23 protein-coding genes are annotated in these 24,401 nt (G+C 65.3%); 17 read left to right on the top strand and 6 right to left on the bottom strand.

Annotated features, from left to right (window positions below):
* Positions 1–93: 93 nt before the first annotated feature.
* Together C8C93_RS16080 and C8C93_RS16075 are read right to left on the bottom strand one after the other, a co-directional pair.
* Positions 94–1,326 carry a M48 family metallopeptidase gene (locus C8C93_RS16080; protein WP_121507557.1) on the bottom strand — a complete coding sequence of 411 codons (1,233 nt, stop codon included), beginning with the start codon at positions 1,324–1,326 and terminating at the stop codon, positions 94–96.
* Positions 1,327–1,328: 2 nt separating this feature from the next.
* Positions 1,329–2,597, bottom strand: coding sequence for a YjgN family protein (locus C8C93_RS16075; RefSeq protein ID WP_370109583.1), 1,269 nt, complete (start codon positions 2,595–2,597; stop codon positions 1,329–1,331).
* Between C8C93_RS16075 and C8C93_RS25045 the strand changes: the two genes are divergently transcribed.
* Complete coding sequence (locus C8C93_RS25045) at positions 2,596–2,814, top strand: hypothetical protein (protein WP_147433774.1); 219 nt, start codon at positions 2,596–2,598, stop codon at positions 2,812–2,814. The two genes, C8C93_RS16075 and C8C93_RS25045, sit on opposite strands and share 2 nt — an antisense overlap.
* Before the next feature lie 155 nt (positions 2,815–2,969).
* Here the strand turns inward: C8C93_RS25045 and C8C93_RS16070 are convergent, their stop codons facing one another.
* The 4 genes from C8C93_RS16070 to C8C93_RS16055 all read right to left on the bottom strand — a co-directional run bounded on the left by C8C93_RS16070 (position 2,970) and on the right by C8C93_RS16055 (position 6,711).
* A complete protein-coding gene (locus tag C8C93_RS16070; protein ID WP_121507555.1) occupies positions 2,970–3,755 on the bottom strand; it encodes an rRNA pseudouridine synthase in 786 nt (261 codons plus the stop codon).
* A 158-nt stretch (positions 3,756–3,913) separates the two neighbouring features.
* A complete protein-coding gene (locus tag C8C93_RS16065) occupies positions 3,914–5,587 on the bottom strand; it encodes an MBL fold metallo-hydrolase (RefSeq protein WP_121507554.1) in 1,674 nt (557 codons plus the stop codon).
* 95 nt (positions 5,588–5,682) lie between these two features.
* Positions 5,683–5,880, bottom strand: coding sequence for a hypothetical protein (locus C8C93_RS16060; protein WP_055399614.1), 198 nt, complete (start codon positions 5,878–5,880; stop codon positions 5,683–5,685).
* Positions 5,881–6,006: 126 nt separating this feature from the next.
* Complete coding sequence (locus C8C93_RS16055) at positions 6,007–6,711, bottom strand: glutathione S-transferase N-terminal domain-containing protein (RefSeq protein WP_121507553.1); 705 nt, start codon at positions 6,709–6,711, stop codon at positions 6,007–6,009.
* A 116-nt stretch (positions 6,712–6,827) separates the two neighbouring features.
* On the opposite strand from C8C93_RS16055, the gene dapF reads away from it, so the two are divergent.
* The 16 genes from dapF to murF all read left to right on the top strand — a co-directional run bounded on the left by dapF (position 6,828) and on the right by murF (position 24,387).
* Positions 6,828–7,709, top strand: a complete 882-nt coding sequence (gene dapF / locus C8C93_RS16050; RefSeq protein ID WP_121507552.1) for a diaminopimelate epimerase — start codon at positions 6,828–6,830, stop codon at positions 7,707–7,709.
* Positions 7,706–8,395: a DUF484 family protein gene (locus tag C8C93_RS16045; protein WP_055399608.1), complete on the top strand. Its 690-nt coding sequence runs from the start codon at positions 7,706–7,708 to the stop codon at positions 8,393–8,395. The genes dapF and C8C93_RS16045 overlap by 4 nt, the downstream gene beginning before the upstream one ends.
* A 45-nt stretch (positions 8,396–8,440) precedes the next feature.
* Positions 8,441–9,418: a tyrosine recombinase XerC gene (locus tag C8C93_RS16040; protein WP_121507551.1), complete on the top strand. Its 978-nt coding sequence runs from the start codon at positions 8,441–8,443 to the stop codon at positions 9,416–9,418.
* Positions 9,419–9,610: 192 nt separating this feature from the next.
* Complete coding sequence (gene lepB, locus C8C93_RS16035; protein WP_121507550.1) at positions 9,611–10,282, top strand: signal peptidase I; 672 nt, start codon at positions 9,611–9,613, stop codon at positions 10,280–10,282.
* A gap of 85 nt (positions 10,283–10,367) precedes the next feature.
* Positions 10,368–11,603, top strand: coding sequence for a class I SAM-dependent rRNA methyltransferase (locus tag C8C93_RS16030; protein WP_121507549.1), 1,236 nt, complete (start codon positions 10,368–10,370; stop codon positions 11,601–11,603).
* A 125-nt stretch (positions 11,604–11,728) separates the two neighbouring features.
* Positions 11,729–12,790: a GTP-binding protein gene (locus tag C8C93_RS16025; RefSeq protein WP_121507548.1), complete on the top strand. Its 1,062-nt coding sequence runs from the start codon at positions 11,729–11,731 to the stop codon at positions 12,788–12,790.
* A gap of 181 nt (positions 12,791–12,971) precedes the next feature.
* Positions 12,972–13,769 carry an RNA polymerase-binding protein DksA gene (dksA, locus tag C8C93_RS25670; protein WP_082437502.1) on the top strand — a complete coding sequence of 266 codons (798 nt, stop codon included), beginning with the start codon at positions 12,972–12,974 and terminating at the stop codon, positions 13,767–13,769.
* A gap of 42 nt (positions 13,770–13,811) precedes the next feature.
* On the top strand, positions 13,812–15,575 hold the full coding sequence (locus tag C8C93_RS16015) for an STAS domain-containing protein (RefSeq protein WP_121507547.1): 1,764 nt from the start codon (positions 13,812–13,814) through the stop codon (positions 15,573–15,575).
* A gap of 181 nt (positions 15,576–15,756) precedes the next feature.
* Complete coding sequence (gene hslV, locus C8C93_RS16010) at positions 15,757–16,323, top strand: ATP-dependent protease subunit HslV (RefSeq protein WP_055399580.1); 567 nt, start codon at positions 15,757–15,759, stop codon at positions 16,321–16,323.
* A 107-nt stretch (positions 16,324–16,430) separates the two neighbouring features.
* Positions 16,431–17,756, top strand: a complete 1,326-nt coding sequence (hslU, locus tag C8C93_RS16005) for an ATP-dependent protease ATPase subunit HslU (protein ID WP_121507546.1) — start codon at positions 16,431–16,433, stop codon at positions 17,754–17,756.
* Between the two features lie 253 nt (positions 17,757–18,009).
* The gene (gene mraZ / locus C8C93_RS16000; RefSeq protein ID WP_008903734.1) at positions 18,010–18,438 is read left to right on the top strand and encodes a division/cell wall cluster transcriptional repressor MraZ; all 429 of its coding nucleotides are present in this window, start codon (positions 18,010–18,012) and stop codon (positions 18,436–18,438) included.
* 8 nt (positions 18,439–18,446) lie between these two features.
* Positions 18,447–19,373: a 16S rRNA (cytosine(1402)-N(4))-methyltransferase RsmH gene (gene rsmH / locus C8C93_RS15995; protein ID WP_055399576.1), complete on the top strand. Its 927-nt coding sequence runs from the start codon at positions 18,447–18,449 to the stop codon at positions 19,371–19,373.
* A gap of 1 nt (position 19,374) precedes the next feature.
* The gene (gene ftsL / locus C8C93_RS15990; protein WP_121507545.1) at positions 19,375–19,683 is read left to right on the top strand and encodes a cell division protein FtsL; all 309 of its coding nucleotides are present in this window, start codon (positions 19,375–19,377) and stop codon (positions 19,681–19,683) included.
* Positions 19,680–21,425 (top strand): penicillin-binding protein 2, encoded by a 1,746-nt coding sequence (locus tag C8C93_RS15985; RefSeq protein WP_121422309.1) that lies wholly within the window; start codon positions 19,680–19,682, stop codon positions 21,423–21,425. The genes ftsL and C8C93_RS15985 overlap by 4 nt, the downstream gene beginning before the upstream one ends.
* The gene (locus C8C93_RS15980; protein WP_121507544.1) at positions 21,422–22,927 is read left to right on the top strand and encodes a UDP-N-acetylmuramoyl-L-alanyl-D-glutamate--2,6-diaminopimelate ligase; all 1,506 of its coding nucleotides are present in this window, start codon (positions 21,422–21,424) and stop codon (positions 22,925–22,927) included. The genes C8C93_RS15985 and C8C93_RS15980 overlap by 4 nt, the downstream gene beginning before the upstream one ends.
* Entirely contained in the window at positions 22,924–24,387 is a 1,464-nt protein-coding gene (gene murF / locus C8C93_RS15975) for a UDP-N-acetylmuramoyl-tripeptide--D-alanyl-D-alanine ligase (RefSeq protein WP_121507543.1), read from the top strand. Before C8C93_RS15980 ends, murF begins: the two co-directional genes overlap by 4 nt.
* Positions 24,388–24,401: the final 14 nt, after the last annotated feature.

Below are 24,401 nucleotides of genomic sequence, written 5' to 3'. Positions count from 1 at the left end.
GTTTCCCCACCGCGGTTCCCAGGCCCTTCGCGCCTCAAGCTCTGCCGATGGCGGGAATAAGCCGGCCTTGCCCAGCAAGGGGCGGGGGCTGGCTCAGTTTTTCGTGCAATGGGGCGCATGCCCCTTTTCCAGCTCGCTGGCTCGCGCCACGGTGTCGGGGTGGCTGCTGAGCAGCGACCACACGGGATGCGAGGCCATCTCTTCGGCCGTCTTGCGCTGGCGCGAGCGTTCGGGGCTGCTGGCGCCGGGGTCTGCCTTGGGTGCAGCCGTCTTGTCCTGGCCTGCTTTCTCTTGTTCTTTCTTCTTGTTTTCTTCTTCTTCCTCTTCGTCGTGGGCAATGGCCAGCAGCAGCTTGCCCATGGGCGCCGTGGGCAGGGCCGTGTGGTTCATGAGGGCGATGGCGTAGCAGTCAGCTTCGCGTTCGTGGCTGCGGCTGTAGGCCAGGCCGGTGAGCACCGATGCGCCTGTGGACACCACCGTCGACACGTCCCCGAGCGCCAGGCCCAGGCCCATGTTGAGCACGCCTTGTTCCACCACCATGCGCGTAGTGTGGCGGTACATCACATGGCCGATCTCGTGGGCCAGCACGCCCACCAGGGCGTCGTCGGGCAGGCCCTGGTCGGTGGCGGTTTTCACGATGCCGTCGGTCATCACGATCTTGCCGCCGGGCAGGGCAAACGCATTGGCGCCCATGCCTGATCGGAACTCCAGCGACAGCGGCGGACGGTAGTCGGGGTAGCGGTGCATGGTTGTGGGCGTCTGCTGCACCAGGGCGTCAAAGCGGGCCTTGAGCTGCTCCTGCCGCTCCTTGGGGAGCTTGCTGGGCTTCAAGGTGCCGTCGTCCATCTGCTTGAGCACGTTCTCGGCCACGCTGGTTTCCCAGCCCAGGGGCACAAAGCGGGTGAGCTGTGTGGCTGCCCAGGGCGTGCCATAGCGGTAGAACAGCGTGAGGCCGATGACGGCGGCGGCTGTCACACCCAGCAGCACGGGCCAGCGGGTCTGCATGCGCTGGGCCAGGCCGGGGCGTTCGCCAGCGGCTGCGAGGGCGGCACGCCAGTCGCTCACGGCATCGATCTCCAGGCTGCCGTGGTCCCGCAGGTCCACGACCACCCGGGGCTGGGGCTTGTGTTCGTTCCAGGCCTCTGGCCAGCCCACGTCCTTCCAAGCGAACACGACCGGCTCGGCGCCCGGCTGTGAGAGCGGGTGGAGCACCAGCGACGGGCCCTGCGGCGTGGGCCGCAGGCTCACCATCACGGGGCGGGCTCTGCTGCTCTGGCCGTCGAACCAGCGTCCTTGGAGCAGGTCTGTGTTCACGGGGGCGGGCATGCTCAACCGATGAGGTCCAGGCCTGCCGCATCGGCCAGCGCATCGCCCAGGCCGTTTTGCTGCTGGCGCACCATGGCGCCCGCCACCTGTTCGACGCCGCCCTTGACGTGCAGGGTGACGGATTCGCATTTCATGCGGTATTCACTCACCCGCGCAAACGGGCGGTAGAGGCCGAGCGTGAGCAGGGTGAGCAGCATGTTCTTGATGCGCAGCCCCACGTAGCTGCCGCTCTTGAGGTGGCACTTGAACCGTGCCACATGGCTCACGCCGATGTTGTTCCACATGAGCTGGAACATGCGCGCCTCGCGGTAGGCGCGGGCGGGGGCCGAAGCCAGGATCAGCATGAAGATGCCCGCGATGATGGACACGATGATCACCAGAATCATCCACAAGCCCATGCGGCTGCTCTGACCGGCGAACAGGGCGATGGAGCTGCCCGCCAGCACGCCAATCAACACCGAGAGCCCCACCACGGTCAGCACGAAAACGGCCACCGTGGCCAGCCACACCTTGACGAAATCCATGTACACCGGCTTCCAGCGGCCTTTTTCGGCGCCTACCTGGGCCTTGAGGACCAGCAGGCTCTTGTAGTTGTATTCCAGGCGGATGAAGGACAGCACGGTCAGCACCAGGCCCAGCAGCAGCAGGGCGCCCATGGCCGGGGTGAACGAAGGCATCTTGGGGTTGGCGGCTTCGTCCTCCACCTCCTGCAAGACGTCGGCCAGTTCGGGCGAGAGGATCTGCATGCCAAAAAACACGCCAAACCACACCAATGCCAGCGCAAACAGGGGCCAGCTCGCGAGGTAGACCTCTTTCCAGTGGGCGGTGAACTGCAGGCGCAGGCCGCGCCAGCGCGTGGCGCCCAGCCGAAAGCGCATGGCACTGCCCCAGATCAGCGGCGAGAGCACGGCGCCCGTCAGCAGCAAGACGCCCACGGCAGCATCCTGCCCCGTGTTGGCCGCGATGTTGTAGGCCAGGGTGATGAGCATCAGCAGCACGAAGCCCATCACCATCTTGCGCTGCTGCGCAGTGAATTCGAGCGGGCTGCCCGCCACCAGCGTGTGGCTGTAGAAGTATTGCGCCGTGCGGCGCCGGGCCCAGGGGGTGTAGATGCCCAGCGTGACGATGGACAGCAGCACGTTGACGATCCACACCCGAAAGTATTCGCCCCCGCTGCCCGTGAACTCCATCGGGTGTGCATCGATGTTCTGCGGCATGAACGTAGACATCGGCCCCGCAGCGCTGTCTCTGTCTGATGAAACTTGGCTCATGAACTCCCTCCTGTTTGCGCGCAGTGTAGCAGCGGTCAGTGGAAGAAAAATTTATGCCAAATTGGCCTCTGGCGCTTTTCCAACAAGCGCTGGAAGCTATGAATTTGATAGCTGCGAACTTGTCGCTTGGAAGCTGGGCTTACCGTTCGGGCCGAGCATGTCCAAGCTTGGCGCCGTGCTTCGACAAGCTCAGCGTGAACGGTTTGGGTTGGTCTGATACCGAACCCGTCGGCAGGGTCGCCAAGCGGACCGTCGCACCGACGTAGCCACGGGGCGCGCGGCCAGACCAGTGCCACCGTGGAACTGGCTTTGCCAGGCCACCGGTGGCGTCCCCCCCGGGGGGGACGGCGCCGAAGGCGACTCAGGGGGGATTCAAAATCTTTCCCAAGGCTGCAAATACCGCCACTGCCCTTCAGGTACCTTCGCCAGCGGCACGCGGCCAATGCGAATGCGCTTCAAGGCCACCACGGCCAGGCCCACGGCCTCGCACATGGCCGGGATCTGGCCGGGGCGGATGCCCTTGAGGGCAAAGCGCAGCTTCGTCTCGTTTTGCCAGCTCACCTTGACGGGCGGCAGCGGGCGGCCGTTGAACGAGAGGCCGTGGCACAGGCGCTGCAGCCCGTTCGGCGCAATGTCGCCTTTCACCTCCACGATGCATTCCTGCTCCAGCGACTCGATGTCTTCCGCCAGCTTGCGCGCGATGCGCTTGTCCTGCGTATAGACCACCAAGCCACTGGCCTCGGTGGGCAGCGGGGTGAAACATTCCAGCTGCTTGAAGTGGCGCTGCAGCACACGGATGCCTGAGGCGTCCTCAGGCAGGTGGGATGCCGGGCCCAGCAGGGTGGTGGCCGCAGTGGCGCCCTGGCTGCGGCTGGCATGGGCCGCCTGCCCGGCGGGCAGACCCAGGCCCGCTTCAAACCCCACTGGCTTATGTAGCAGCAAGGTCACCGGGGTCAACTCCAGCAGGCTGGCGTCTGGCGCCACCGTCACGGCCTGGTCGGGGCGCACGCGTGCGCCGGGGGCTTCCACCACCTGGCCGTCCACGCTCACAAAGCCGCCTTCGACGAACTGCTCGGCCGTGCTGCGCGAGCAGTTCAGTTGGTCGGCCACACGCTTGGCCAGGCGGATGTGGGAGGGTTCGGGGTTTTTGTCATTCATGGGTTGGGGCGGCTTTCTTTGTTGGATGGATTGTGTGGGCACGCCTCTTGTTGTTCGTGGCGCGTGCAGCGGGCGCGCTCTCCGCCAGGGACGCCAAGCAAGGGCCGCCCCGCAGCGAGGGCGTCGTCCCCCGGATGGGGGAAGGCGCCGCAGGCGACTCAGGGGGCGAACATTCTTATTCGCTCCACATGCGCCAGGAGCGAGCGCTGCGCAACGGGCCACATGCGTGGCGGCACGTCGGCGTAGGCGTGCCGCACCCAGTCTTCCATGCTGCCCTGGGGCAGCGCCTGCATGGCGGCCAGCACCTTGGCCTCGCGTGCCAGGCGGTGGGACTTGAGCTTGGCGATGGCGCTACGGGCATCGCCCAGAACATAACCGTGCGCAGGCAGGATGAACTCCACGCCATGCTCGGCGCACACGGCGTCGAGCTTGTCCAGCGAATCGAGGTAGTCGGCCATGTTGCCGTCGGGTGGGTCCACCACCGTGGTGCTGCCGTTCAGGATGTGGTCACCGCTGAACAGCAGGGCGTCTTCCACCAGCAGCAGGCACAGGTGGTTGGCGGCGTGGCCCGGGGTGTAGATGACCCGCAAAGTATGGGTAATATTGCCCTCTGGCGCTTGTCCATCAAGCGCGAGTAGCTCATTATTTTGTAGCGATCTGTCGGGTGTGAATGTGCTGGCCGTGCGCGCGGTGGGCGCCGAGGGCAGGCCCAGGATGGGGGGCCGGGCTTTGCCCGCCTGCACACACAGTGCCTGCAGCGGCGCGGCGCCCGGCGAGTGGTCGGGGTGCGAGTGGGTGCACACGATCATGCGGATGTCGCCCCCGGCGGCGCGCCAGAGCTTGTCCAGGTGTTCGGGGTCTGCCGGGCCGGGGTCGATGGCGATATAGCCCGTGGCGGGGTCGCCCACCAGGTAGCTGTTGGTGCCGGGGCCGGTCATCACACCGGGGTTGGGGGCGGTCAACCGCTGTACGTTGCGCAGCAGCGGCACGGGGCGCTCGGTTTGCCAGTCCAGCGGGTGCACGATCTGGCCGTCGGGGCACACCAGGGCCAGCTCGCCGTAGGGCATGTCGCTTTCCATGTACCGCGCTTCCTTGCCCGCCAGCGTGCCCGCGCGCGGGCAGCTGGTCCACAGGGGCAACTCGTGGGCCAGCGCGTCGAACACCGCCTGGGTGGTGGCAAACGTGGCCAGCCGCTGCAGCGTGCGGATGGTCGGAAAGATCATGAAGAACTGCCCCGCTTCATGCCGCGCCAGCGCATCGGCCGGGCGCACCCAGACGGGCTCGAACTGTTCGGACTCGTCGGCCACGGGCTCCTGGCCCTCGGGCATGCGGGCGACGAGAAATGGCACGTCGAAGCGGCGCGGCAGGTCGCGGTCGGTGATCCAGTGGGCCAGCATGAAAACGCTGTCGGCCGCCAGCCGCAGGCCGCGCGCGGTGCATTGCGCCACAAAGGGCTGGTGGCGGTCGATGGCGGCGATGTCCTGCGCATCGGCCATCAACCCCTTGCGGGGGCCGTCGGCATGGCGGGCCAGCAGCACACCCAGTTCTTCAAAACTCTCACGGATGGCGGCGATGGCCTGGGTGAGGTGCAGGTCGCTTTGGGTGGGGCGGCGGTCGGCGGCGGTGTGCGATTGCGCATCCAGCGCATCGATGCCCCCGCCCGGGAACACATAGGCACCCGGTGCAAAGCTGGCCTTGTCGGAGCGCCGGGTCATGAGGACTTCGATGCCTCCCGCATTGCCGGGTGCATCGCGCAGCAGCAGCACAGTGGCGGCCAGGCGGGTGGCTACAGGTTCGCGGTAGGGGTGCAGATGTTGGCTGGTGCGGGGCATCGGGCCATTATCGAGGGGAGGCGCGCCGTGTGCACACGTCCCACTTCGGTACGGCCCATGGGCCGTACTACGGCGGGTGTGCTGGGTTTGACCACTCAGCGCAACGCCCGCAGCTGCTGCAGGCGCAGCAGCACCGCATCAATGACGGCGTTGGCGCCTTCCACGTCGCAGCTCCACAGCATCTCCAGCAGTTCGATCAGCGCGATGGCGTTGGTCTCCTGCAGTGCCGCCTGGGCAGCTGCCTGAAGGTTGTGCGCGCCCAGATCGTCCAGAACGTTGACGGTTAATCCCATGAGGTACTCCCTGTTTTTTTAAGGAGGTCCATCGTAGGTGCGCGGCGGCCGTGCGGCGGGCTGGTCGGCATGATCAATATCAAGGGCGGGCGAGAAAGAAAGCGACAGTGCGCACCCCCTCCTCGCTCAACCGCGTGCCGGAATTGCCAGACCCCTGATCACCGGAGGGCGTGCCACAAACACGTCCAGCACGCGCTGCACGTCGGTGAACTGGCCAAACTCCACGAGGTCGCCCGCGCCGTAGAAACCAATCAGGTTGCGCACCCAGGGCAGGATGGCGATGTCGGCAATGGTGTACTGGTCGCCCATCACCCACTGGCGGCCTGTCAGGCGCTGGTTCAGCACGCCCAGCAGGCGCTTGGATTCGGCCACGTAGCGGTCACGCGGGCGCTTGTCTTCATAGTCCTTGCCCGCAAACTTGTGGAAGAAGCCGAGCTGGCCGAACATCGGGCCCAGGCCGCCCATCTGCCACATCACCCACTGGATGGTTTCGTAGCGCGCAGCGGCCTCCTGCGGGATCAGCTGGCCGGTTTTCTCGGCCAGGTACAACAGGATGGCGCCGGATTCGAACAGCGCCAGCGGCTGGCCACCCGGGCCATTCGGGTCGAGGATGGCGGGGATCTTGTTGTTGGGGTTGAGCGACAGGAACTCGGGCGAGGTCTGGTCGTTGGTGTCAAAGCTCACCAGGTGGGGTTCATACGGCAGGCCCAACTCTTCGAGCGCAATCGACACCTTCACGCCGTTGGGCGTGGGCAGCGAATACAGCTGGAGGCGGTCGGGGTGCTGGGCGGGCCATTTGTGGGTGATGGCGAAGGCGGAAAGATCGGGCATCAAAGAGTCCTTGGCGGGTGGCAGCCAGAGCGGCGCCCAAAGAGCGCAAGCCTAATGGGGCCGTGAAACCGGCGCTGCCAGAGGTTATTGGTTGCCCACCGACGATAATCTGACGGATGCAGATTCGCTTTACCAAAATGCAGGGCGCGGGCAACGATTTCGTGGTGCTCGACGAAACGCAGGGCCGCCTGGGGCTCAGCACCGCCCAATACCGTTTTCTGGCCGACCGCCACTTCGGCGTGGGGGCCGACCAGATCCTCACCGTGCGTCCTTCGCCCGCTGACGGTATCGACTTCGAGTACGTGATCCACAACGCCGATGGCGGAGAGGTGGAGCAGTGTGGCAACGGCGCCCGCTGCTTTGCGCGCTTTGTGCACGACAAAGGCCTGTCGGGCAAAGACACCCTGCGGGTGCAGACCAAAAGCGGCGTGATTGCCCCCCGCCTCACGCCCGATGGCCGTGTCACCGTGGACATGGGCCGCCCGCAGTTCGATCCCGCGCAGGTACCGTTCGATGCCAGCGGCCTGAGCCCTGTAGAGCAAGGATCAGGGCAAAAATGGCCTCTAGCGCTGGATGGTAAAGCGCTAGTAGCTACTGTTTTGATAGCAGTGGTCTCCATGGGCAACCCCCACGCCGTACAACTGGTGGACAACGTGGACACCGCCCCCGTCGCCGAAACGGGCCCCTTGATCGAGCGCCACGCGCGTTTTCCACAGCGCGTGAACGCAGGCTTTTTGCAGATCGTGGACCGCACCCACGTGCGGCTGCGCGTTTTCGAGCGCGGTGCTGGTGAGACCCTGGCCTGCGGCACGGGCGCCTGCGCCGCCGTGTCGGCCGGCATCCGCCTCGGCCTGCTCGATAACGAGGTGCATGTGGACACGCGCGGCGGACGCCTCACCATTGCCTGGAGCGGTGCCGACACCGATTCCGTTTTCATGACAGGCCCCGCCACCACGGTGTTCGAAGGCCAGATCGACATTCCTGACACCCTCCTATGACGTCCCACATCCCACCGATCACCGAAGACGACATCGCCCAGTTCCTCACCAACACGCCGGGCTTTTTCGAACGCCATGCCGAGGTGCTGGCCAGCGTGCAGATCACCAGCCCCCACGGCGCGCGCGCCGTGAGCTTGCAGGAGCGACAGGCTGAAATGCTGCGAGAGAAGATCAAGGGCCTGGAGCAGCGCATCATGGAAATGGTGCGTAACAGCACCGAAAACGCTGCCATTGCCAACAAGGTCCACCAATGGACCGGCAGCCTGCTGCAGGTGCGCGACCCGTTCGACCTGCCCCAGGCTGTGGTGGATGGTGTGCGCACCCTTTTCGACGTGCCCCAGGCGGCGGTCCGCGTGTGGGAGGTGGCCGCGCCGTACATCGACGCCGATTTCACCCAGGGCGCCAGCGAAGACGCTCGCGCGTTCGCCTCGTCGCTCACCATGCCGTTCTGCGGCCCCAACCTGGGTTTCGAGCCCGCCGCCTGGCTGGCCAACGAGGCGGGCGAGCCCGCCCAGTCGCTGGCCCTGCTGCCGCTGCGCGCAGGCGCTATCGACAGCGCCACGCCCGCCTTTGGCCTGCTGGTGCTGGGCTCGCAAGACCCGCAGCGTTTTGATGCCACGATGGGCACCGAATTTCTGTCGCGCATGGCAGAACTCGCCAGCGCCGCATTGCTTCGTCTGAAGTAGCCAGACGGCCAGCGGCCACTCTGCGGCGGCTCAGCCTCGGTAACCATGTCTGACACGCCCACTGCGCCCACCACGCTCGACCCCCACGTCCTGCGCTACCTGGAGCACGTGCGCGTCGAAAAGCGGCTGGCAGCGCGCACGCTCACGCTCTACGCGCTGGACCTTGAAAAGCTCGCGCAGTTTGCGGCGGCGGTCAGCGTGCCGCTGCTGCAGCTGCAGACCGCACACATCCGCCGTTTTGTCGCGCAGATGCACAGCGGCGGGCGCAGCGGGCGCGGCATTGCGCTCATCCTCTCGGGCTGGCGCGGTTTTTTCATCTGGGCGGGGCGGCAGGGGCTGATTCCGCACAACCCGGTGCAGGACGTGCGCGCCCCCAAGGCGCCCAAGCCACTGCCCAAGGCGCTGGGCGTCGATGACGCCGTCCGGCTGGCCGAATTCGACAACACCGGCGCCGACCCCTGGCTGGAGGCGCGCGATGCTGCGATGGTCGAATTGCTTTACGGCTGCGGCCTGCGCGTGGGTGAACTCGCGGGGCTCGACGCCATCCCCAATGCCGACACCCAGCGCCAGGGCCGGGGCTGGGTCGATCTGCAGGCGGGCGAGGCCCACGTGTTCGGCAAAGGCAGCAAGCGCCGCAGCGTTCCCGTGGGCAGCGCGGCCACGGCAGCGCTGCAGGCCTGGCTGCAGCTGCGGGCCACGCCGTTCGGCGGCGAAGGCTCGGCCCGGCTCGACTCAGCACTGTTTGTCGGTCAGCGCGGCAAGCGGCTCACGGCGCAGTCGATCTGGCTGCGCCTGCGCCAGCGCAGCCAGCAGGCGGGGCTGACCACGCCCGTGCACCCGCACATGCTGCGCCACTCATTTGCCAGCCACCTGCTGCAAAGCAGCGGCGACCTGCGTGCGGTGCAGGAGCTGCTGGGGCACGCCAACATCACCACCACGCAGGTCTACACGCGGTTGGATTTTCAGCACCTGGCCAAGGTGTATGACGCGGCGCATCCCCGAGCTAGAAAGAAGCCCCCCTGAGCGGCTGCGCCGCTTCCCCCAAGGGGGACGCACCCCCTGGCCCGGCAAAGCCGTTTCCACGGGTGCACTGGAATTGGCTGCGTTCACAGCAAGTGCTGTGGGAGATTCGCAATGGCCTGTCTCACGGAACCAAGTTGCAACAGGGCTCATCCGAGCAGAGCGCTTGCTTTGAAGCTATTTGGAGTTGTCGTCATGCTGCTGAAATGGATCAAATCGAACCGTGGGTTCATCGTGCTGCTGCTGTGTTTCGGCATCTTCCGCACGGCGGTGGCGGATTGGAACCCCATCCCTTCGGGTTCGATGCGCCCCACGCTGCTCGAAGGTGACGTCGTTTTTGTCAACCGCCTGGCCTACGATCTGAAGCTGCCGCTGACCGATGTGGTGCTCGCCCGCCTGGGCGAGCCCGAGCGTGGCGATGTGGTCACCTTCTCGTCGCCGCGCGATGGCACGCGGCTCATCAAGCGCATTGCGGCGTTGCCCGGCGACACTGTGGAAATGCGCGACGAGGTGCTGTACCTCAACGGCGAGGCGGCGCGCTATGACGCCCCCGAAGCGGTGACCGAAACCCTGGTGGAATGGGGCGCCCAGGTGCCCGCCACCCGCTGGACGGAGCACCTGCAGGGCCACGAGCGCCGTGTGCAGTGGCTGCAGGGCGTGACCGCGCACCGCAGCTTCGGCCCGGTGACGGTGCCCGAGGGCGAATACCTGGTGCTGGGCGACAACCGCGACAACAGCGCCGACTCACGCTACATCGGGTTTGTGCCGCGCCACCTGCTCATCGGCCAGGCGCGCCGGGTGCTGGTGTCGGCCGACATCCTTGCCAATTGGGCCCCGCGCCTGGGGCGTTTCGGCCATCCCCTCTGACGGCGGCATTCAGTGCGCGCGGCGTAGGGCAGCGTCGCACTTGCAGGGTCAGCGTGGGGCGCATTCACGCGACAATCACTCCATCATGAAAACCCTTCGCCTTCGCCCTGGCAAGGAGCGCTCGCTCCTGCGCCGCCACCCCTGGATCTTCGAATCGGCCATCGCCAAGGGCGGCGGCGACAGCGGCGAGACCGTGCGTGTGGAGTCGCACGAAGGCCAGTTCCTTGCCTGGGCCGCCTTCAGTCCTACCTCGCGCATCCGCGCGCGGGTGTGGAGCTTTGACGAAGCGCAGCGCATTGATGCTCCGTTTTTTATAGCTGCTTGCGCCCGATCCATAATCGCCAGAGCCCGATTTGACGTGCAAAGCGATGGCGTGCGTCTGGTGCACGGTGAATCCGACGGTCTGCCAGGGCTCATCGTGGACCGCTATGGAGATACGCTGGTGGCCCAGTTCACCAGCGCGGGCACCGAGCGCTGGAAGGATGTGATCGCCGACGCGCTGCTGCGCGAGACGGGCCTGACCAAGCTGTACGAGCGCTCAGACGCCAGCGTGCGTGCGCTGGAAGGTCTGGAGCCCGCCACGGGCTGGCTGCGAGGCGGGCCCGCGGGCGTGGCGGGCGATAGCGAAGGGCCACCGCTTGAACTCGCCATCCACGAACACCAGTGGCGCCTGACGCTCAACATCGCCGAGGGCCACAAGACCGGCTTCTACCTGGACCAGCGCGACAGCCGCAAGCGTTTTGCCGACTACGCCCAGCGCCTGGGCTTCAAGCATGTGCTCAACTGCTTCTGCTATACCGGCGGCTTCAGCGTGGCGGCGCTGGCGGGCATGCGTGCGGCAGGCACCGTGGTCGATGGGCATGTGACGTCCATCGACTCGTCCGGTCCTGCCTTGGAGCGTGCCCGTGCGCACGTGGCGCTCAACGGCTTCGACCCGAACCGCGCGAGCTTTATGGACGCCGACGTGAACGCTTCACTGCGCCAGTTCCTTAAGGAAGGCCAGCGTTTTGACGCCATCATCCTCGACCCGCCTAAGTTTGCGCCGACCGCAGCACACGCCGAACGCGCGGCCCGCGCTTACAAGGACATCAACCGGCTGGCGCTGCAACTGCTGACCCCGGGCGGGGTGCTGTTCACCTTCTCGTGTTCGGGCGGCATCAGCGCCGACCTGTTCCACAAGATCGTGGCGTCGGCGGGCGCGGATGCGGGCGTGGACGGCTACATCCTGGAGCGCCTGGGCGGCGCGCCCGACCACCCCATGACGCTGGAGTTTCCGGAGGGCGAGTACCTCAAGGGGCTGGTGGTGATGCGCAAGGCGTGAGCTATCCGTGCCCTGCAAGGGCTTGACAGCCTCGGTACACTGAAAAATGAGTCCCTCCGCAGGGAGGTCGCGCTGAGTGGCATCGGGCCGCAGCGCAGGTATTGATCCCCTTGAAAGACAGATTTATGGCACTGATCCCCGTCACTATCCTCACCGGCTTCCTGGGCTCGGGCAAAACCACGCTGCTCAAGCGCCTGCTCTCCGAAGCCCATGGCCAGAAGATCGCCGTGATCGAGAACGAATTCGGCGAAGAGAACATTGACAACGACATCCTCGTGACCGAGTCCAAGGAGCAGATCGTGCAGATGAGCAACGGCTGCATCTGCTGCACCATCCGCGAAGACCTGCGCGAGACGCTGCAGCTACTGGCCGCCAAGAAGCGCAAGAACCTGCTGGAGTTCGACCGCATCGTGATCGAGACCACCGGCGTGGCCGACCCGGGGCCAGTGGCGCAAACCTTCTTCATGGACGAAGAAATTGCCGAGACCTACCTCATCGACTCCATCATCACCCTGGTGGACGCCAAGCACGCACCCCAGCAGCTCAATGACCGCCAGGAGGCGCGCCGCCAGGTGGGTTTTGCGGACCAGATATTCCTGTCCAAGACCGACCTGGTGTCCAAGGACGAGACCGAGGCGCTGATCCATCGCCTGAAGCACATGAACCCGCGCGCGCCCATCAAGGCCGTGCATTTTGGCGAAGTGCCGCTCAAGGAGGTGTTGGACCTGCGCGGCTTCAACCTCAATGCCAAGCTGGATATCGACCCAGACTTCCTGAAGGAAGAAGGGTATGGGCATGACCACCACGACCATGACCACGAACATGGCGAGCACTGCAGCCACCCCTCGCACCAGCATGAACATGGCCATGGTCACCACCATCACCACGACGATGATGTGAAGAGCTTCGTTTACCGCTCCGACCGGCCATTCGACCCGGCCAAGCTGGAGGACTTCCTGGGGGCCATCGTGAATATTTACGGCCCGCGCATGCTGCGCTACAAAGGTGTGCTTAATATGAAGGGCACTGAACGCAAGGTGATCTTCCAGGGGGTGCACCAGCTCATGGGAAGCGATCTGGGACCCCAATGGGCCGAGGGTGAGACGCGCACGAGCAAGATGGTCTTTATTGGCATTGACCTGCCCAAGGACATCTTCCTGCAGGGGCTGGAACAAAGCCTGGTCTGACCCTCACCGGGGCCTGTGCCGCCCAGGGGAGAACGGCGTGTTTGTGTTGTATCTGCAACGTTTTCGTTTGCGTCAGCCCAGGTCGATACAATCGCGCCCCGGTAAAACCCCGGAAGGCTTGCCACCCGCCCTTGGCTGCGAATGCAGCTAGGGCCCGCCCGTACTGCGAGGAGACCAGGAAGTGAAAGCCGACACCAGCAAATCCAAGGGGGCCACCAAGGCAACCCCTGCCGCGGCGAAAAGCGCCGCCGCCCCAGCGGCACCCAAAGTTGCTGCGAAGGCCACTGCCAAGGCTGCTGCGGCGCCCAAGGTGGCCGCACCCCCCGCCGTGGCGGCTCCTGCTCCGGCACCCGTGCTGCAAGCAGGCTCGCAGGTACCCGTGCGCACAACCCGGCCTTCTTCACGATTGGCCCAATTGACCGTACCATCCATGGCACAGACAGTGGCTTCGACCGCTGCCAAAGCCAGTTATCTACATACCATGCCCACGACCGCGCAAGCACAGCCTACGTATACGGCTGCCAAAAAAGACCCCAAGCTGGCGAACAACTGGAAAACCAAGTCCGCCGCTGAGTTGACCGATGCCGAAGTCATGGCCATGCCTGACGACGAGTACATGAACGACAAGCAGATGGCCTTCTTCCGCCTGAAGCTGGTGCAGCTCAAGCAGGAGATCCACAACAGCGCTGGTGAAACCACCGAACACCTTCGTGAAGACACCGTGGTGGTGCCCGATCCGGCCGACCGCGCCACGATCGAAGAGGAACACGCCCTGGAGCTGCGCACCCGCGACCGCGAGCGCAAGCTGCTCAAGAAGATCGAGCAGTCCATTGCCCGCATCGACGCAGGTGACTATGGCTACTGCGACGAAACCGGCGAACCCATTGGTGTGGGCCGCCTGATCGCGCGTCCTACTGCCACGTTGTCCCTCGAGGCACAACAGCGCCGCGAACTCAAGCAGAAGATGTTTGGTGATTGACCGGGCCGTCTGGCCTGATCAACCCCAAGCGCACCCTGAGCCATGAGCAAGGAAGAAACCACCCCCGGAGGCCTGCTGTCGAAGGTGGTTCGGTTCGTGAAGAACCCGACGGTGAACTGGACCGAGCTGGACTCCATCCAGGACGACCGGGAGAGCCAGTACAGCAAGCAGATGCTCAAGGAGATGATCGAGCGCAAGCGCCGCAACGATTTCGTGCGGCGCCGCGAGTTCGATCAGTTGCGCAAGCTGCGTCAGCGCGAGGTGCTGCAAGGCCAGCGTGTGGAAGACGCCGCAGGGCGCCCCTCGTTCTTTCAGAGCAGCATGGCATCGCCCGACGAGCGGGCCGTCACGCTCAAGAAGATCGACGAGATCGAAGCGCAGATGTCGCAGCAGTGGTGGAAGAGCAAGCAAGGTGCAGAGGCTCCCACGCAACCCGGCGCCATGCCTGTTGCTGCCGATGCAGCTGCGTCCTCTGATTCCGCCCACGCAAGGGCGTATGCGCCCACGGCACCCGGCAGCCTGCCAGCGCCCCTCGAAAACAAGGCCGGTGTCCAGCCGCTGTTTGCCGATGACAGCATGGCAATTGGCCGGTTTGGCGGCACCGATGCGCAAATGCTCGCGGGCGCAGGTCCTGGCGAAGCGTCCTTCAGCCTTGCGGCAGCTACTGCGGTAACGCCAGCGCCCGCATCCGAACCGGAGGAATTCGTGCACGAACCCGATTTAGAAGAAGCTGCCATCCGGTTTGCCAATGGCGACCATGCCGGTGCCGAGTCCGGCCTGCTCGATGTGTTGGCCCAGCACCAGCAGGATGCACCCGACGACCAGCTCGAAATCTGGATGACACTGTTCGACCTGTACCGTGCAACGGGCCAGCATGACCGGTTTGACACCCTGGCCATCGACTTCGCCGCCCAGTACAGCCGCTCCGCACCGCTGTGGTTTTCCATGCCCGAGCAATTGGGCATGGCTCCACCCGCCGCAGCAGCTGCGCCTGGAACGGCTGCAGCCGCACCGGCAGGCGCGGTGCGCCGCGATTTCAGCTGGAACGCGCCGCCCACGCTGGCTGTGTCTTCGGTGGCCGCACTCCAGGCCTCGTTGGCACGCGCCGCGTCGCCCTGGACCCTGTCCTGGGCCCGCTTGGGCGCTATCGATGACGCTGCCGTGCCTTTGCTGGCGGACCAGTTCACCCAGTGGGCCGAGCGTGATGTTCAGCTGGTGTTCTCCGGGGTAGAAAAGCTCAACGCCCTGCTGGATGCCAAAACCCAGTCTGGCGACCGCGCCACCAGCCCCGAGTGGTGGCGCCTGCGCATGGCGGCACTGCGGCTCATGGGCAAGCCGGATGAGTTCGAGCTGGTTGCGTTGGATTACTGCGTGACCTACGAAGTCTCTCCGCCGTCGTGGGCGTCGCCGCGCTGCGGGTATTCGGACAACGAAGGTGTGTCTTCGGGCTCGGCGCCTCTGGCGGCCGACAGTGACTTCATGGCCTCCGACCTGGGTGAGTTGTCCGCCCCCGCTCCGCTGGAGGCGGGCCCCGTGGCGCAGCTCAGCGGCTATATCGATGGTGATGCCACGCCATTGCTGGAGCCTTTCCAGGCCTTCCTGCGCCCGGGGGTGCCGCTAACCATTGTCTGCGACAAGCTCATTCGTGTGGACTTCGCGGCTGCGGGCTCGGTGCTCAACTGGGCGGCCGAGCAGCAGGGCCACGGCCATGTGATCCAGTTCCAGAACCTGCAGCGGCTGGTGGCAATTTTCTTCAACGTGATCGGTATCAACGAGCACGCTTGGGTGGTACCCCGAAAGAACTGATACCTCCATGGGACGCACCACCAGTGCGGCGGAGCAACCCTTGCGCGCCGGCTGGGTGCGGGCCGTGATCGTTGCATAGTTTTTGGGTGGGCTGCAGGGCCACAGATTCGGTGGCTGCTCGTGGCAGTTAGCGTTCGGCGTCGCCTTGAAAGCGCTGCCCGTGCCCTCAACTGCCGCAGCTATGGACTCATCAAACGACAACCATCCGGTGTTCCACGGCACCACCATCCTGAGCGTACGCCGCCAGACGCCCCAGGGCGTTCAAGTGGCCATTGGCGGGGATGGCCAGGTCACCCTGGGCAACATCGTGGTCAAGGGCACGGCGCGCAAGGTGCGCAAGCTGCACCACGGCAAGGTGCTGGCCGGTTTTGCGGGCGCCACGGCCGATGCCTTCACCCTGTTTGAGCGCTTTGAAGCCAAGCTCGAAAAACACCAGGGCCACCTGGTGCGGGCAGCCATTGAACTCACCAAGGACTGGCGCACCGACCGCGTGCTGCGCCGCCTCGAAGCCATGCTCGCCGTGGCCGATCTGGAGGCCTCGCTCATCATCACCGGCAATGGCGACGTGCTGGAGCCCGAGCAGGGCATCGTGGCCATTGGATCGGGCGGGGCCTACGCGCACTCGGCCGCCAAGGCGTTGCTCAACCACACCGACCTCTCTGCGCAGGACATCGTCAAGAAGTCGCTGGAGATTGCTGGCGAGTTGTGCATCTACACCAACATGAACCACACCATCGAGACCTTGTAGGTCGGGTGTTTTTTGCAGGGCGGTTTTGACCGCATTTGATACGTTTTTGATAGCTGCTAGCGCTTGATAGATAAGCGCTAGAGCCCAATTTGACTGGAATTTTCGCCATGTCGTCCATGACCCCCCAGGAAATCGTCTCCGAGCTGGACCACCATATCGTGGGCCAGGCCAGCGCCAAGCGTGCCGTGGCCATTGCGCTGCGCAACCGCTGGCGCCGCCAGCAGGTCGAAGGCAGCCTGCGCCAGGAGATCACACCCAAGAACATCCTCATGATCGGCCCGACCGGCGTGGGCAAGACCGAGATTGCGCGCCGCCTGGCCAAGCTGGCCGATGCGCCCTTCATCAAGGTCGAAGCCACCAAGTTCACCGAGGTGGGCTATGTGGGCAAGGACGTGGATTCCATCATCCGCGACCTGGCGGAGATGGCCGTCAAGCAGACGCGCGAATCCGAGATGAAAAAGGTGCGCGCCCGCGCCGAAGATGCTGCCGAGGAGCGCATCCTGGACGTGCTGATTCCCCCTGCCCGCGCAGCCGCAGGCACCGAGCCCGCGGCTGACAACACGGCCCGCCAAGTCTTTCGCAAGAAACTGCGCGAAGGCGCGCTGGCCGACAAGGAGATCGAGATCGATGTCGCCGAAGGCCGCCCGCAACTCGAAATCATGGGCCCCCAGGGCATGGAAGAAATGGCCGAGCAGTTGCGTGGCATGTTCAGCCAGATGGGGCAGGACAAGCGCAAGACCCGCAAGCTCAAGATTGCCGAGGCCCTCAAGCTCATCACCGACGAAGAGGCGGGCAAGCTCGTCAACGAGGAAGAGATCAAGACCCGCGCCGTTGCCAATGCCGAGCAGAACGGCATCGTCTTCATCGACGAGATCGACAAGGTGGCTGCGCGCCAGGAAACCAGTGGTGCCGACGTGTCGCGCCAGGGCGTACAGCGCGACCTGCTGCCGCTGGTGGAGGGCACCACGGTGTCCACCAAGTACGGCATGATCAAGACGGACCACATCCTGTTCATCGCATCCGGGGCGTTCCACCTGTCCAAACCCAGCGACCTGATTCCGGAGCTGCAGGGGCGCTTCCCCATCCGGGTCGAGCTGGAGTCGCTGTCGGTCAAGGACTTTGAGGCCATCCTCACGCAGACCCATGCGTCCCTGGTCAAGCAGTACCAGGCCCTGCTGGCCACCGAAGGCGTCACGCTCGAATTTGCGTCCGAGGGCATCACGCGCCTGGCGCACATCGCCTTTGAGGTGAACGAGCGCACGGAGAACATCGGTGCACGCCGCCTGTCCACGGTGATGGAGCGCTTGCTGGACGAGGTGAGTTTTGATGCGACTCGCCTATCGGGTCAGACCATCACCATTGACGCTGCCTATGTGGACGCCCGTCTGCAGACACTGAGCCGGGACGAGGACCTTTCACGCTACATCCTGTGACCACTCGGTCAAGCCTTGAGAGGTCACTTTCATAGGCCTCTCTAAGTGCTTATTTTTCAACGACTTTTGGCTTTTTAATCTCTGCAAAGTCGCGTCTAAGTCGTTGATTTCATTACAAAAGTTTGTTGGACACCCTCTTGTTCGGTGTGCTTTTCCTGCTACAGTGCAAAAAAGTGCAATTAAGTGGTGAAAAGTGCCCTCAAGGTCCATTGCACGGACCCCCGAGGCGCAAAACCGAATTGGAAATCTGTCCGTGTTTCAAGGTGCCTCGTCGCTGAGTCTCGATGCGAAGGGTCGGCTGTCTGTGCCGACCCGGCATCGTGACGTCCTGGCGGCCACGGCGTCCGGTCAGCTCACCATCACCAAACACCCGCACGGCTGCCTGATGGTGTTCCCCCGCCCCGAGTGGGAGAAGTTCCGCGAGCGCATTGCCCAGCTGCCCATGTCCGCCCAGTGGTGGAAGCGCATTTTTCTGGGCAACGCCATGGATGTGGACATGGACGCCACGGGCCGCGTGCTGGTTTCGCCCGAGCTGCGTGAAGCAGCCGGTATCTCCAAAGACACCATGCTGCTGGGCATGGGCAACCATTTCGAACTTTGGGACAAGGCCACCTACGACGAGCAGGAGGCCAAGGCCATGCAGGGCGAGATGCCGGATGTCTTCAAGGACTTTTCCTTCTAAGGCGCGCTGTGACATCCCCCCTGCAACACACCACCGTCCTGCTCAATGAGGCCGTGGATTCTCTCTTGGGCGGCGCAAGCCCTGAGCCTGCGGGCACCTGGGTCGATGCGACCTTTGGGCGCGGTGGGCACTCTCGCCTCATCCTCCTTCGGCTGGGGCCGCAGGGGCGCCTTGTGGCCTTCGACAAGGACCCCGAAGCCATCGCCGAAGCAACGCGCATCACCGATGCGCGTTTTTCCATTCGGCACGAGGGTTTCCGCCATCTGGCCGATCTGCCGCCCGCCAGTGCTGCGGGCGTGCTGATGGACCTGGGGGTGAGCTCGCCCCAGATCGACAGCCCCGAGCGGGGCTTCAGTTTCCGTTTTGACGGCCCGCTGGACATGCGCATGGATACCACGCGCGGCGAAAGCGTGGCCGATTGGTTGGCCACGGCCGAAGTTGGTCAGATTGCGGAGGTGATACGTGACTACGGTGAAGAACGGTTTGCTGGCCCCATTGCAAAGGCGATTGTTGCTCGGCGCGAAGAACGGGGTCCTCTTTCAACCACCGCAGAACTTGCCGATCTCGTGGCTGGCGCGGTCAAAACCCGCGAAGCGGGCCAGAACCCTGCAACGCGCACATTTCAAGCTCTTCGGATTTTCATCAACGCCGAGCTTGAAGAGCTGCAACAGGCGCTAGAGGCCAGCCTCTCGGTGCTGCAGCCGGGCGGGCGGCTGGTAGTCATCAGCTTTCACTCGCTCGAAGACCGCATCGTCAAACAGTTCATCGCCAAACACTCCAAGGAGGTCTATGACCGCCGTGCGCCGTTTGCCGCGCCGCAGGCCATGAAGCTCATCGCGCTGGACCGCATCAAGCCCAGTGCTGCCGAAGTGGCCGCCAACCCCCGCTCACGCAGCGCCATCATGCGTGTGGCCGAGCGCACGGCGGTCGTCTGACATGACCAGGCTCAACGTGGTCCTGTTGCTGGCGGTGCTGGCCAGCGCGATCTATCTGGTGCACACCCAGTATGAATCGCGCCGCCTGTTCACCGAGCTGGACCGCGCTGTGGCCGAGGCCCGTCGTCTGGAAACCGAGCACCAGCGCCTGCAGGTGGAAAAGCGCGCCCAGGCCACGCCGCTGCGGGTGGAAAAGATCGCGCGTGCCCAGCTGAACATGCGCACGGCCACGCCGGCCATCACGCAGTATGTATCTGACCCACAGGGTGTTGCGGCGGCCGCATCGCAACCGGCAGGGGTGCAGCCATGAGCCGCAGCGTGCTCTACACCTCCAGTCCGCTGCTGGCCAGCAAGACACCGGTCTGGCGCAGCAAGTTCATCGTGGCGATGATTGCGCTGGGTTTTCTGGGGCTGGCGGGGCGCGCTGCCTATGTGCAGGTGTTTGGCAACGCGTTCTTTCAACGCCAGGGCGAAGTGCGTTTTGCGCGCACGCTGGAGCTGCCCGCCAACCGCGGCAAGATTGTGGACCGCAACGGATTGATCCTCGCCTCCAGCGTGCCGGCGGCCAGCATCTGGGCCATCCCTGAAGACGTGGACCAGGACAAGCCCGAGGTGCGCGCCAAGCTCAAGCAGCTGGCCAAACTGCTCGACATGCCGCAGGCCGAGCTGCAGAAAAAGCTGGCGGATGAAGACAAGACCTTTGTCTGGATCAAGCGACAGCTCGACTGGGATGTGGGCCAGCAGATTGCTGCGCTCGACATCAAGGGCATCTACCAGCGCAAGGAATACAAACGCCAGTACCCCGAGGGTGAAGCCGCTGCGCACGTGGTGGGCTTCACCAACGTGGAAGACCATGGCCAGGAAGGCATGGAGCTGGCGTTCGACAAGGAGCTCGCGGGCAAGCCGGGCTCGCGCCGCGTGATCAAGGACCGCCTGGGCCGCGTGGTCGAAAGCGTGGGCGAAACCGTGCCGCCGGTCGATGGCAAGGACATGCAGCTGTCCATCGACAGCAAGGTGCAGTTCTTTGCCTACCAGAAGCTGCGCGACCAGGTGGCCGCGCACAAAGCCAAGGCGGGCAGTGTGGTGGTGCTCGATGCGCACACAGGCGAGCTGCTGGCGCTGGCCAACTACCCGAGCTACGTGCCCGACAGGCGCCAGAACCTCACGGGCGAACAGCTGCGCAACCGCGCACTGACCGACGTGTTCGAGCCCGGTTCGACCATGAAGCCCTTCACCATCGGCCTGGCACTGGAGACGGGCCGCGTGCGTCCCGAAACCATCGTGGACACCACACCAGGGCGCATCAACATTACCGGCTCCACCATCTCCGACACGCACAACTACGGCGTGCTGACGGTGGAAGGCGTGATCCAGAAGTCCAGCAATGTGGGCACCACCAAGCTGGCCATGCAGATGCCTGCACGCGAAATGTGGGAGACCTTCTCAGCCGCTGGTTTTGGCCAGAAGCCGCAACTGCATTTCCCCGGTGTGGTGACGGGTCGTCTGCGCCCGTACAAGACCTGGCGCCCGGTGGAGCAGGCCACCATGTCGTATGGCTACGGCCTGTCGGCCAGCCTGTTCCAGATGGCGCGCTCGTACACGGTGTTTGCCAACGGCGGCCGGGTGATTCCCGCCACCATGCTCAAGACGGCCGAGCCCGCCGTGGGCGTGCCGGTATTTTCCGAGCGCACGGCCGACCAGGTGCGCAAGATGCTGCAGATGGCTGCAGGCCCTGGTGGCACCGGCCAGAAGGCCCAGACCGTGGGCTACTCGGTGGGCGGCAAGTCGGGCACGGCGCGCAAGCAGGTGGGCAAGAACTACGCCTCGGGCAAGTACCGCGCGTGGTTCACCGGCATGGCGCCCATCGACAAGCCCCGCATCATCGTGGCCGTGATGATTGACGAGCCCAGCAATGGCGTGTTCTACGGCGGTGCCGTGGCTGCACCGGTGTTCAGCGAAGTCGTGCAGCAGACGCTGCGCATGATGGGCGTGCAGCCCGACATGGCGGTCAAGCCACAGATCGTGGCCAACGCGGTGGAGGAATCGCTATGACGACGGTGCCTTTGCTCCAATCGGTGCACGATGCCGTGGCCTGGCTGCGCGAGCGGGTGACCGGCACCCTGCAGACCGACAGCCGCCAGATTCGCCCCGGCGATGGTTTCATCGCCTGGCCAGGCGCTGCCACCGACGGCCGCGCCCACGTCGGCGATGCGTTTGCGCGGGGTGCTGTGGCTTGCCTGGTGGAGCACGAGGGTGTCGAGGCCTTTGCGCTGCAAGGTTTGCCCGTGGCGGCACTCCATGGCCTGAAGGCCGCCACCGGCCTGATTGCGGCCGACTGGTTCGACCAGCCCACGCAGCGCTTGGACGTGCTGGCCGTGACGGGCACCAACGGCAAGACCAGCACCAGCTGGTGGCTGGCCGAAGCCCTCAATGTGCTATCAAAAAATGAGCTTACTGCGCAAGGCGGATGCGCGCTGGTAGGCACTTTGGGCATGGGAACGCCACCGGCACTCACCAGCACGGGCATGACCACCCCCGACCCGGTGCGCTTGCAGCGCGCGTTCCAGCAGTTCGCCGATGCGGGCCGCACGGCCTGCGCCATTGAGGCCTCTTCCATCGGCCTGGCCGAGCACCGCATGGCAGGCACGCGCATCCGTGTTGCCTTGTTCACCAACTTCACGCAGGACCATCTGGACTACCACCCCGGCATGGCGGCCTACTGGCAGGCCAAGAGCGTGCTCTTTGACTGGCCGGGCCTGCAGGCTGCGGTGGTCAACATTGACGATGCACGCGGCGCCGAGCTGCATGCCACGTTGGCAGACCGGCTGCTGGACCTGTGGAGTGTGTCCATCACCGGCCCCGCCCGTCTGGCGGCGCGCGATATCGGCATGGGCGAAGGCGGGCTGCGCTTCACCGTGGCCGAAGGTGTGCACACGCATGTGCTGCAGACCCGCGTGATCGGGCATTACAACGTCTCCAACCTGCTGGGCGTGCTGGCCGGGCTGCGCGCGCTGGGCGTGCCGCTGCAGCACGCGCTGTATGCCTGCGCCCAGCTTTCCCCGGTGCCGGGCCGCATGGAGCAGATCCACCACCCTGGCCAACCCCTTGTGGCCGTGGACTATGCCCATACGCCCGATGCGCTGGACAAGGCGTTGCAAGCCCTTCGCCCGATCACGCAGGAGCGCGGCGGCCAGCTCTGGTGCGTTTTTGGCTGTGGCGGCGACCGCGACGCAGGCAAGCGCCCGCTGATGGGCGCGGTGGCGCAGCACCATGCCGACCGGGTGGTGGTGACCAGCGACAACCCGCGCAGCGAAGACCCTGCGGCCATCCTGCACCAGATTCTGCAAGGCACCATTGCTGGCAACACCGTGCGCGCCGAGCCCGACCGCGCCGCCGCTATTGCGCTGGCCATTGCCGAGGCAGCGCCCGCCGATGTGGTGCTGATCGCCGGCAAGGGCCACGAAGACACCCAGGAGACGGCCGGTGTGCGCCTGCCGTTCTCCGACATGGCCCATGCGCAGACCGCGCTGCAGGCCCGAGGAGCCCGTCCATGACCGCCACCCCTGGGGTGATGATGACCCTGGCGCAGGCTTTTGCGCTGCTTCAGCCGCGCATTCCCGCCGCCCGCCTGGTGGGCGATGGCGCCACGCCGCTCGCACGCGTGCACACCGACACGCGCACGCTGCAGGCGGGCGACCTGTTTGTGGCGCTCAAGGGCGAGCGGTTTGACGCCAATGCGTTCTTGCCCGACGCCCGCGCTGGTGGCGCCGCCGCTGCCATCGCCCATGGCGGCCTTGCCGCCGCAGGCTTGCCCGGCATCGAGGTGCCGGACAGCCTGGCAGCGCTGGGCGCGCTGGCTGCAGCGTGGCGGGCGCAGTTCAGCCTTCCGTTGGTTGGCGTGACGGGCAGCAACGGCAAAACCACGGTGACGCAGATGATTGCGTCCATCCTGCGCGCCTGGAAGGGTGAAGCTGCCTTTGCCACGCAGGGCAATTTCAACAACGACATCGGCGTGCCGCTGATGCTTCTGCGCCTGCAGGCCAGCCACGCCGCCGCCGTGATCGAAATGGGCATGAACCACCCGGGCGAGATCGCCACGCTGGCCGCCATGGCGCAGCCCACGGTGGCGCTGGTCAACAACGCGCAGCGTGAGCACCTGGAGTTCATGCACACGGTGGAAGCCGTGGCCCGCGAGAACGGCTCGGTGTTCGCCAGCCTGTCTTCCGACGGTGTGGCCGTGTTCCCTGCGGGGGATGCCTACACGGGCCTCTGGCGCTCGTCGGCGGCAGGGCGCCGCGTTGTCACTTTTGGCGACGGTGGCGATGTGGCCTGCGCGCAAGCTACGTGGGGCCAGGGCGCTTGGGCCGTCACACTGGCCACGCCACAAGGCGAAGTGGCCACCCACCTGCACATTGCGGGGCGCCACAACGTGACCAACGCACTGGCAGCCGCTGCCTGCACGCTGGCGGCGGGGGCGCCCCTGGCCGCCATCGCCCAAGGGCTGAATGACTTTGTGCCAGTTAAGGGCCGCTCGCGCGCTTTCAGCGTGCACTGCGCGGGCCGCGACATCACCGTGGTGGACGACACCTACAACGCCAACCCCGACTCCATGCGTGCCGCCATCGACGTACTGGCCGAGCTGCCCGGCCCGCAACTGCTGGTGCTGGGCGACATGGGCGAGGTGGGCGACCAGGGCCCGCAGTTCCACGCCGAGGCCGGTGCCCATGCGCGTGCGGCAGGCATCCCCCTGCTGTTCGCGCTGGGCGCGCAGTCGGTGCACGCCGCCACGGCCTATGGAGGTGCCCGGCATTTCAACGATATGAGTGCGCTGCTGGTGGCAGTGCGCGATGCCCTGTCCACCGTGGGCAGTGTGCTGGTCAAGGGATCGAGATTCATGAAGATGGAACAGGTGGTGGAGGCGATTGCCGCCACTGCAGCCGCCGCAGCGCAGCCGCAAGAACAACAACAAAAGCAGAACCGGGCACTGGAGGGACACCATGGCGCAACACTCTGAAGTCACCCGTGTGG

Source organism: Acidovorax sp. 93 (assembly GCF_003633835.1).
GTDB lineage: Bacteria > Pseudomonadota > Gammaproteobacteria > Burkholderiales > Burkholderiaceae_C > Acidovorax > Acidovorax facilis.
The sequence above is the reverse complement of the archived record's forward strand: the minus strand, read 5'-3'. Positions and strand labels throughout refer to the sequence as shown.